General features: G+C 41.7%; 6 protein-coding genes. All 6 read left to right on the top strand.

The window, feature by feature from the left end:
• Positions 1-7 precede the first annotated feature (7 nt).
• Genes NBH06_RS07700 through NBH06_RS07675 form a run of 6 tightly spaced genes read left to right on the top strand, consistent with a single transcriptional unit; the run spans position 8 to position 10,537 of the window.
• On the top strand, positions 8-1,807 hold the full coding sequence (locus NBH06_RS07700) for a RagB/SusD family nutrient uptake outer membrane protein (RefSeq protein ID WP_250793611.1): 1,800 nt from the start codon (positions 8-10) through the stop codon (positions 1,805-1,807).
• Positions 1,808-1,821: 14 nt separating this feature from the next.
• Entirely contained in the window at positions 1,822-2,604 is a 783-nt protein-coding gene (locus NBH06_RS07695; protein ID WP_046410099.1) for a DUF3823 domain-containing protein, read from the top strand.
• 11 nt (positions 2,605-2,615) lie between these two features.
• Positions 2,616-4,595 (top strand): GxGYxYP domain-containing protein, encoded by a 1,980-nt coding sequence (locus NBH06_RS07690; protein ID WP_250793609.1) that lies wholly within the window; start codon positions 2,616-2,618, stop codon positions 4,593-4,595.
• Complete coding sequence (locus NBH06_RS07685) at positions 4,582-5,463, top strand: T9SS type A sorting domain-containing protein (RefSeq protein ID WP_008862682.1); 882 nt, start codon at positions 4,582-4,584, stop codon at positions 5,461-5,463. The genes NBH06_RS07690 and NBH06_RS07685 overlap by 14 nt, the downstream gene beginning before the upstream one ends.
• A 19-nt stretch (positions 5,464-5,482) precedes the next feature.
• Positions 5,483-8,002, top strand: coding sequence for a glutaminase family protein (locus tag NBH06_RS07680; protein ID WP_250793607.1), 2,520 nt, complete (start codon positions 5,483-5,485; stop codon positions 8,000-8,002).
• 54 nt (positions 8,003-8,056) lie between these two features.
• Positions 8,057-10,537: an alpha-L-arabinofuranosidase family protein gene (locus NBH06_RS07675; protein ID WP_229033613.1), complete on the top strand. Its 2,481-nt coding sequence runs from the start codon at positions 8,057-8,059 to the stop codon at positions 10,535-10,537.
• The last annotated feature ends 10 nt before the right edge of the window (positions 10,538-10,547 follow it).

Below are 10,547 nucleotides of genomic sequence, written 5' to 3'. Positions count from 1 at the left end.
AAATACGATGAGAATAAATAAGATATTAGTATCGGCATTGGTGATGGCCCTATCGTTTTATTCGTGTGATTACTTAGATGTGCCGCCCATTAATATTATACAAGATGATGCGATTTTTAATTCAGAATCGGGTATAACGTCTTATATGACGACTCTTTACTATGACTTACCCATAGAGGACTTTCGCTATACACAACAAGGATTCAATGTATCGGGTAAAGGGCAAGGTCGTTTACCGAATGTGTCGGGTGAGGCTATGTGTAGTTCCAGCGATGATATTTCGACCATCGGTGATGGAACTTGGTGGGGCTGTTGGGATTATGGAAAAATTCGTCGGGTGAATTACTTTTTGAAAAATTTCCCGGCCTATAAATCCAATTTCCAGAATACGGTTCTTGCTGATGCATGGATGGGAGAGGCTCATTTTATCCGGGCTTACTGCTATTTTGCAATGGTGAAAAGATATGGTGGTGTACCTATATTGAGAGAACCGCAAGAGTATGTAGGCGATATTGAATCGCTGAAAGTACCGAGAGATACGGAAAAGGCCTGCTATGATTTTATTGCGGAAGATTTAGACGAGGCTTTCCGTCTGTTGCCCGATAATGAGGAGATTTTGGGAAAAGGACGTGCCACCAAATATGCTGCTTTGGCATTGAAATCTCGCGCTATGCTGTATGCCGGTAGTATCGCGCGTTATGGAACCGTTGATTTGAATGGTTTGGTCGGTATCGATAAGGCTTTGGCAAACGATTATTTCGAATTAGCTTATAAAGCTGTAAAGGAACTTGAAAAATCGAAGAGATTTTCGTTGTATAGGAAGAACTCGGATAAAGAGAAAAATTTTGCCGAGCTGTTCCTTGCCGAGGACAGCCCAGAGAATATTTTCTGTAAATATTTCCAACGCAATGTAAACGCACATGGCTGGGATGTTTATTTCGTTCCTTACCAATACCGTGGAAACGGTTTTTCTTCCAATATGAACCCTACATTGGAATTTGTTGAAATGTTTGAACACAAAGACGGTACTCCTGCAAATTTCGCAGAAAGAGCGAAGGACACTTATTTCGATGATCCTTCGGAGCTGTTTCAAAATATGGATGCCCGTTTTGGCGGTTCGATCATTTATCCGAATGCTATTTTCAAGGGAGAGCCTTGTTCTATACAAAAGGGATTGATCATAGAAGATGGCAGCAAGAAGGAAAATGCCACGAATTATGAGGAGGCTGTTTATACGGCCAATGACGGACAGGTTTATCATATTGTAGGGAAAAGCGGAAGTGGAAATTATTCGGGTAATATGACTGGTTTCTTTATGCGCAAGTACTTGAACGAGAATATGCCGCAATCAGAAGTCATCGAAAATTATTCGGAACAACATTGGATTGAGTTCAGATATGCAGAAGCTCTCTTGAATGGAGCCGAAGCGGCGGTAGAAATGGGGCAGCATTTGGACGATGCCTTGCTTTGGATAAATGATATCCGCAGTCGTGCAGATATTAAGCAACTTTCTTTAAGCGACTTGATCGTAGATAAGGTTAGACACGAACGCAGAATCGAGCTGGCTTTTGAAAATCACACGTATTGGGATTTGAGACGTTGGAGAATTGCCGATAAAGAAATCGAGACCAAGCAGTATACGGGTTTGTGTCCATATTTCGATATTAACAAACAGAAGTATATATTCGAGGAAGTCGCTGCCAATAAATACTATTATACATTCGATGTAAAAATGTATTATGAGAGAATTCCTGATGGGGAAATTGCCAAGAATGAGAAATTGAAACAAAATCCGTATTATAATTAAAAGCGTAATAAAATATGAAAAGGTTATATTATATATTTGGTTTGTCGGCATTGCTTCTCTCGTCCTGCAACTATTTTGAATATGACAATTATGAAGCTCCGAATTCCGGTTTGGAAGGGACTGTTGTCGACCGTAAGACCAACGAGCCTTTGCAGGCAGAAGCGGCAAATAGCTATAAAGTCGAATATTATGAGTTAAGTTGGGAAGAGGCGGGACACGCCAATACCCAGTCCCGATTCTTTTGGGGGAAAGCCGATGGCACTTTTTTGAATACGAAAATTTTTGCCGGGAAATATCGGATTACTTTGAAAGAAGGCGCATTTTACGCTCCCGAACCGGAAGTCGTGTATTTGAAAGAGAATCGTTTGACCCGATTGGATTATTCCGTTATACCTTATGCTCGTGTGAATATAGATGAAATCACATTGACCGGTAGCAAACAGAATAATTTGGAGATCAAATATACGATTGAAGATACAGAGAAGGAAGTCAATACGGAAGGTTTGGACGAGGGGTTGTATACTTTGAGCGAAGCCCAAGTTTTTATTTCCAGCAAATCTCCTAATGTGGGAGTGAATAATTCGGAAACCAAGTATACGATAAGAGCTAAAAAGGAATTTGAACGTGGCGATTATGAACCCGGAGTACCTTTCCAAGTGGTAGAAAAGAATGTAAGAAATTTGGATCCGGGGAAATATTGGGTGCGTATTGGAGTCCGTACCGCTAATCCTCAAAAACGATATAATTTTAGTACGATAAAAGAAATTGTTGTTCCGGCACAAACTGCTGAAAAATAAAATTATAAAATATGAATGTAAAGTATGCTATAATATTGGCATCTGGTTTGAGCAGCACTGTGGCAGTCATGTCACAGGCTGCTCCTTTAACGAATGGGGATATCGATTCTCCTTCACAGGATGCTATGATTCTGCCTATGGAAGAATCGAAGGTGTCGGTCGTTTATGACCCCAAGACCTCGGTGGTTTTTACAGATGAGGGAATAAAAGGGACAAGCGATGGTTTGACATTGGATTTGGGAGAGATCGATTTCGGTTCGGGGGACTATGATCGTGTTTGGGTTGAGATGGCAAATGTTATGAAACCGACGGAGCAGACCGGATTCGATTTTTATTTAGATGACATGCTTTTGGAACCTAAGACCGATTTTACAATTGCACAGGAACTTCCCCATCTCGATTCTTATGAATCCGATAAACAACCTCAGGAAGGTCTTTTTTTCAAAAATCAGAATGTGCCTTTAAGCCAGATTTCGGTAATTGATGTTAGGGGTGATGACAGTTATGGTAAAATAACGGCGGCCGTTGCTCAGGGCGTGTTGAACCAGAGCAATGCGGAGGTTTACTTGGTGTATGAAGATCATCACCAGACACAGTTCGAAGACGTTTATGGGAAACAGGGGGAAACGTGGAACCTCTTACGGGGAAATTATTCGGAAGAAAAATATGCGGGATTAGCTACGTTGGTCGATAAGTATAAAGATCGTTTTAAAAAGATGGTCCTTTGGGATCCTGATAAGGAATGGACTTGGTGCTTGGCACAAATGATTTGTGCACAGCAAAAAGGGATTCCGGTTACTAAGGAGATAAAGGAATTTTTTAACAATGAACTGGATTGGAATATAGAATGTGAAGACATTTCGAATAATTGGGCCACTAAATTGGAGGCCTATCAGTGGGCTATCGATAACTTGGCCGACGGATGTCATAAGTCTCTGAGCTTTTCTGCCGGTTTGCGTAGTGACTATGTTTCCAACCCGTGGAAGATATATGATTATGCAGCAGCCTCCAAAGGGTTTGTATTTTTTTTAAGCGACTCAGATCCCGATGAATTTGCCATGATCCAGAAGATTTGTGATAAAATGGACTATCAACCGGGTTCTTCCACAATGGGTTATGGGGCAGGAAAAGACGGGGATGCTCTGAATAATGCAACCAATCCGTATAATGTAGGTTTTATGGTTAGTGATTATTATGCAAACGGAAGTTTTTGGTGCTCGTTCCCGAGGAAAGCTTTCCAACAGCGTAAGGGTCAAGCCATAGAGGCATTACCCGGCAAAATCTATGTGAGTCTTATATGGAGCGATGGAGATAACGTACAATTCGACTCCAATCAAATGTACAATATGTTTAAGAATGCTCCGGGTAGGGGAAAGGTTCCGGTAGGTATGACAATGGCTGCATCTTTGCAAGAGTTGAATCCCGTTTTGTTGGAGTATTTTTATAAAAATCTGACTCCCAATGATGAATTAGTAGCCGGTCCCTCTGGATTCCAGTTTATCTATGGCGATAAATACAATGAAAATAATTATGAGAAATGGCTGGAAACCAATCAAAAATGGTTGGAAACAGCCGGCTTCCATACTGCTTGCCTGTGGAATACAACTAATAAAGAACGTTTTGGGAGATATATGCAAACTTGTGGCTTGCAGGGCGTTTTTGATGGTTTTGAAAATAATAAGGAACGTTATGAGGTTGGTAAAGACGGCGAAGGTGTTGTCTGTATTCTACAAGGAGCTCATTGTTGGGAAGAGGGCGATGTGTATAAAGATTTGATAAGTGTAAAACCCAACGGGCAAAAGCCTGTTTTTCGGAATGTTTATCTGATTGCGGCCAGTTACGGCGGAGTAGGAGGATATGAACGGTTGATTCGTGAATTACAGCGTGTCGAAAGTTATTTGCCGAATACATATGAGTTTTTATTGCCCATGGATCTTTGTGCTACGCTAAAAGAGTATATTGAAAAGAATGGAGGAAATGGGCATGAATAAATTCTTTCTGTTTTTACTTCTGTCGTTCCTTGTTGCCGCAAAGCCTGCATATGCCGGGGATATTCGTATTCCGGCCAAAGGAGGAGGCCTTTATCAAGTTGTTATCGTCAATAAGGGTACAGAAGGCGCTAAGTATGATGGAAAGACCGAATCTATAATTAATACGAGTTCGGGAACGAGGATACGTATCAGAGATATTGATTTCGGGGATGCAAGGTATGGTTTGTATAACCGGTTTATGGTGGAATACACGCACCCCGGAGATTGCGAGGACGGCTTCTTTGATATTTATATAGAAGATACGGCGGTCCCTGTGGCATCGATTCCTGTGGAACAGACGAAAGAGGGAGAGTATAAAGAAGCGTCGGCTCCGTTAAGTGTAAACATTACTGGTTCTCATGCCATATATGTCCGGTGGAGAAACCATTCGGCCTGTCTGAAAACGTTCGGGGCAAATGAATTGGTCCCTTTTGCCAGCGTAGAACTGATTCGTACAGGGTCTTTGACGAAGTATGAATTTGGCAAAGGAACTTTGGGAGAACTATCCGGTAAGCATCGTTTGAAAATGGTCTGGCGCGGGAATAGTGCGAACGTGGCTAATGTTTATCTGGATAAGAGTGATGTCGTTTCCGTGATGGATATAGAGGAGGAAAAACTGATTGTCGTTGGCGGTAAATTGGGTTTTAGAATTAATTCTGCGACACCTATAAGTAATGTCGAGGTTTATTCTCCCGAAGGATTGAAAGTGAAAGAATTGAGGCTTTCCGATTGTTCGGCATTCGTATCGGTCGCTCCCGGATTTTACATTGTCAGGATAACAAGAGGGAATGGTGGTGCGGTCGTGAAGAAAATATTAGTAACAGAATGACCAAACAAAAAACAGGATTATGAAACGAGGTATTTTATTTTTGCTATTAACTACTTTTTGGGGTGTCTTTGTGGAAGCCGGGAATAACAAGGAAGTGCCCGTTTCTAATTTGAGAGTTCCGGCCTATCCTTTGGTTACCATCGATCCTTACATTTCGGCGTGGTCACATACCGATAAGCTGTATGAAGATGAAGTTCGGCATTGGACAGGAACAGAACATTCTTTGACAGGCGTTTTAAGGGTCGATGGTAAATGCTATCGGTTCATGGGAAAAGGCGAACAGGCTTTAACTTCAATTTTGAAAGATGCCCGAGACGAGGAATGGACAGCCAGATATACGAATACAATGCCTTATGCCGATTGGTATACAAAAGAGTATAATGATACGGAATGGCAGGAAGGTGCGGGGGCTTTCGGGAGCGCCGATATGCCTCATGTTAAAACCGAGTGGAATCAGGGGGATATTTGGATACGTAGGAAGTTTTCGATCGAAGATAAGAATATCTCGAAGAAACGGTTATATCTCGTTTATTCGCACGATGATGTTTTTGAACTGTATCTGAATGGGCAGATGTTAGTGAGCACGGGATACAAGTGGCGGAATTATGTCGTGCAACCGTTGGATGCAGAACAAGTGAAATCGCTAACCGCAGAAGATAATCTCATTGCAGCCCATTGTCACAATACGAAGGGAGGAGCTTATGTCGATTTCGGCCTATTTACCGATGATGAAATGGAGTCTTTTTTCGGTACGGAAGCCGAACAGACAAAGGTAAGCGTATTACCTACCCAGACCTATTATTCTTTTTATTGTGGTCCTGTCCAATTGGACTTGAAATTTACGAGTCCATTGGTCTTGAATGATTTGGATTTATTGAGTAGCCCGGTTAATTATATTAGTTATGAAGTCCGGTCATTGGATAAACGCGCTCACGATGTGCAGATTTATTTTTCTGCGACTCCTCGATGGGCAGTTAACAGTTTGGATCAAGAAGTAAGTGTAGAAAACTATCGATCTTCCGACATTCATATTCTGAAAACGGGGACATTAGAGCAGAATGTTTTAGGTAAAAGCGGTGATATTATTTGTATCGATTGGGGATACTTTTATCTGGCCGGTAACCTATCTGAATTTTCTGATATGTCTGTGGGAACTCCCCGCTTTATTCAAGAGAGTTTTGCAGGAAAAGGAATACTGCCGGATACAAAAATATCTCGGACATCGGTACGTTTGGATAAGGAAGAAATTCTTTTAGCGTATAGCGAAAATCTGGGCAATGTGAGAGAACGGAAATCCGAAGGATATTTGATGATCGGTTATGACGATATTGCCTCTGTACAATATTTCGGGAAAAATCTGAAAGCGTATTGGAAGAAAAAATATCCGACGATGGAAGCCGCATTGGCCGATGCCCGAAAGAATTATAAAAAAAACATGCAGCGATGTGACGAGTGGGATTATAAGGTTATGAAAGACGCTGTTGAAGCCGGAGGACAGCAGTATGCCGAACTTTGTGCAGCCTCTTATCGCCAAGCTATATCGGCTCATAAACTGGTTTGTGGCCCCGCCGGTGAGTTGTTCTTTTTTTCTAAGGAAAATAACAGTAACGGGTCTATTGGTACGGTTGATGTGACATATCCTTCTTGTCCTATTTTTATTCGGTATAATACAGAAATAATGAAAGCTATGCTGGATTTCATTTTCGATTATAGCGAGTCGGGCCGTTGGAAAAAGCCTTTTGCCGCACACGATGTCGGTACATATCCTTTGGCAAATGGGCAAACTTATCAGGGAGATATGCCTGTGGAAGAAACGGGGAATATGTTGATTATGACGACTGCGATCGCTATTGCCGATGGGAATGCAGACTATGCGGCAAAACATTGGGAAATCTTGACGGCTTGGAGCAATTATTTGGCCGAGGCAGGTATGGATCCTGAAAATCAGTTGTGCACCGAAGATTTTGCGGGACATTTGGCGCACAATGCCAATCTTTCGGCCAAAGCCATTATGGCGATTGCCGGTTATGGTCGCTTGGCCGAAATGTTGAATAAGCCGGAGGAGGCCAAGAAATTTACCGAAATGGCTAAAAGAATGGCCATTGAGTGGGAACGGAGAGCCGATGACGGAGATCATTATCGGTTGGCCTTCGATATGCCGGGTACTTGGAGCCAGAAGTATAATTTTGTATGGGATAAAGTTTTGGGCCTTAATATATTGCCAGACCGTATAATGAAAAAGGAAGTCACTTTCTATCTGAAAACCCAGAACAAATACGGGTTGCCTTTGGACAATCGCTTTACATGGGGTAAAACTGACGATACCGTATGGAGTGCCACAATGGCCGACTCGGAAGGTGATTTTCAAGAGTTGATACGACCGATTTGGAAATATGTAAATGAGACTTCTTCGAGAGTCCCTTTGGGCGATTGGTATGAAACATTGAATGCCGACTATATAAACTTTCGGGCGCGTTCGGTGGTCGGAGGTGTCTTTATGAAATCATTGGATCATTATCTTAGAAATAAAAGGAAATAGATTGTGGAAAAGTGGATCAAAAAAATAATGCAATTTGGAGGTTTATTCCTCTTTATGTCCTGCAATCAGCCCGTCGATGTAGTAACGATCGATTTGTCAAGGGAAGAGGCCGAGATACCACCCTCCTTGTATGGTATCTTTTTTGAAGAGATTACTCATTCTGGAGATGGCGGTTTATATGCAGAAATGATAAGAAATCGTGGCTTTGAAGATGGTACTTTACCTTCCGGCACGGTGTTGAAAGATGGAAAGGCAGTTGCCAAACCTTTGCATTGCTATTCCAATGATTCCATTAACCATTTTAGTATCGCTTGGAACGATTCGCTTTTTATGGAAAGCTGGGAAGTGAAGTGTGTTTCCGATACGAGGCCTCCTTTTTATGAGATAACCGAGGTTAAGCCACTGAATAACGCTACTCCCCATGCCTTATTTATCGATTTGGGTGCGTCCGCATCCGATGTATGGGTTGTGAATGACGGTTACTGGGGAATAGCCGTTACAGAGGGACAAAGGTATAATTTCCAATTTTATCTGTTTACGGAAGAATTGAAGAATACGGTAGTGACGGCGGCCTTGCTGGATTGCGAAGAACAGATAGTTGTTTCTAAGAATTTCCAGATAGAACGTGATGGTTCGTGGAATCATTATGAGGGAGCTTTTACAGTCGACACGACAGCGAATGATCTTCGTTTTGCTTTGCTGTTACCTCATAAAGGGAAAGTATATATCGATTTTGTATCCATGTTTCCCGAGAACACTTTTTGCGGACATAAAAATGGTTTGAGAGAAGATGTTGCCGGGATGCTTCGAGACTTGCGACCCGATTTTGTTCGTTGGCCGGGCGGATGCATAGTCGAAGGGTTAACTATGGATAACCGTATCAAATGGAAAGAAACGATAGGTGATATTGTGAAACGCCCCGGAGAATATAATTTGTGGGGATATCGTAGTACCTATGGATTCGGTTATCATGAATTCTTACAATTTTGTGAAGATATTGATGCCGATGGTCTGTTCGTTTGTAATGCCGGTATGTCTTGCCTGTTTCGGAATGGTGATTATTGGGAAGAAGAGAATCGGATTGATAATTTGATTCAAGATGCTTTGGATGCTGTCGAGTATGCGTTGGGCGATACGACCACCGTTTACGGAAAGAGAAGAGCGGAGAATGGTCATGCAGCCCCTTTCCCTCTCAAATACGTAGAGGTGGGAAACGAAAATGTAGGGCTTCGTTACGTGAAAAACTATAATCGCTTTTATAAAGCCATCAAAGAAAAATATCCTCAGATAGAGGTCGTATGTGCTCTCATGTTCAGTCCTTATATTCAAGAGGCGGAGAAAATAGATATCTTGGATCCCCATTATTATGAGACGGCTGGTTGGTTCTATAATAATGCAGATGTTTATGATAAGTTGCCCGATGATATTCCGTATAAAATCTATGTGGGGGAATATGCGGCTATCGGCAGACCCTCTCTCTATTCGTCTTTGGCAGAGGCTGCTTATCTGACGGGGGTTGAAAGGAATGCGGATAAAGTTCAAATGGTATCTTATGCCCCGTTGATAGAGAATGCGGCTCACGGAAAAGATCATTTGTTAGTGCTGAAAAATGATTCAGTCTATGGCCGTACGAATTACTATGTGTTGAAAATGTTCTCGGAGAATCGCCCTGATGTGAATTTACACACAGATTTAAAACCTGCTTCTCCTGAGCCGGTATTCCGCACAAATGGATTTATCGGATTGGGTACGAATAATACGGAAGCTCAATTTAAAGATTTGAAAGTCATTGTAAATGGCGAAGAAATATATACTTCGGGGTGGAGTGATTTCGTGGATAAATGGACTATAATTCGCGGCGATTGGAAAATGGAAGGAAATCTTTTGTCTCAGAGCCAGAAAGGAATAGATGCTTTGGCTATCCTTGAAGATAGGGAGTTTGATGATTGTACGATTGAGTTGAAGGCCAAAAAAATTTCTGGAACAGAAGGATTCAGAATTGTGTTTGGCGGCACGGATTCGAATAATTATTTTATGGCGGACATAGGAAGCCACACTAATGAGTCTGTTATTTTTCGAGAGGTGAATAATGAAGGTCCTATTTCGTTATTTGATTATCGAAATACGGCATCTATTAAGACTGATCAATGGTATACGGTGAGAATCGAAATCGAGGGTGCTCATTGGAAATGTTTTCTTAACGATGAGCTACAATATGAATATACTTATGCTCCTAAGAAAAAACATTATGTCGTATCGGGTTATGACAGAGAGCGAAAAGAAGTTATTGTTAAATTGGTAAATGCCGAGGCCGGTAACTGGAAAGTCAGGTTACAATTGGATAAGGCGAAAAATCTGGCATCGAAAGGAACTAAAATTGTATTAGGTGCAGACGACAGATTTGATGAAAATAGTTTCAGCGATCCTTTGAAAATTGTTCCGAACGTCACCGAGTTATCGGGAATTAGCAGTGAATTTACTATTGATTGTCAGGCCAATTCGCTGACTGTATTGAGAATACCGTGTGAAAAATAATAGATAACAA

The organism is Barnesiella sp. B2-R-119 (genome assembly GCF_023656675.1).
In the GTDB taxonomy this organism is placed as follows: Bacteria; Bacteroidota; Bacteroidia; order Bacteroidales; family Barnesiellaceae; genus Barnesiella; species Barnesiella intestinihominis.
Note: the sequence above shows the minus strand (reverse complement) of the source record. Positions and strands in the feature narration are given on the sequence as shown.

Excerpts from the sequence above, each read along its gene's own strand:
- NBH06_RS07700 (WP_250793611.1), top strand. The coding sequence starts at position 8 with ATGAGAATAAATAAGATATTAGTATCGGCATTGGTGATGGCCCTATCG.
- NBH06_RS07695 (WP_046410099.1), top strand. The coding sequence starts at position 1,822 with ATGAAAAGGTTATATTATATATTTGGTTTGTCGGCATTGCTTCTCTCG.
- NBH06_RS07690 (WP_250793609.1), top strand. The coding sequence starts at position 2,616 with ATGAATGTAAAGTATGCTATAATATTGGCATCTGGTTTGAGCAGCACT.
- NBH06_RS07685 (WP_008862682.1), top strand. The coding sequence starts at position 4,582 with ATGGGCATGAATAAATTCTTTCTGTTTTTACTTCTGTCGTTCCTTGTT.
- NBH06_RS07680 (WP_250793607.1), top strand. The coding sequence starts at position 5,483 with ATGAAACGAGGTATTTTATTTTTGCTATTAACTACTTTTTGGGGTGTC.
- NBH06_RS07675 (WP_229033613.1), top strand. The coding sequence starts at position 8,057 with ATGTCCTGCAATCAGCCCGTCGATGTAGTAACGATCGATTTGTCAAGG.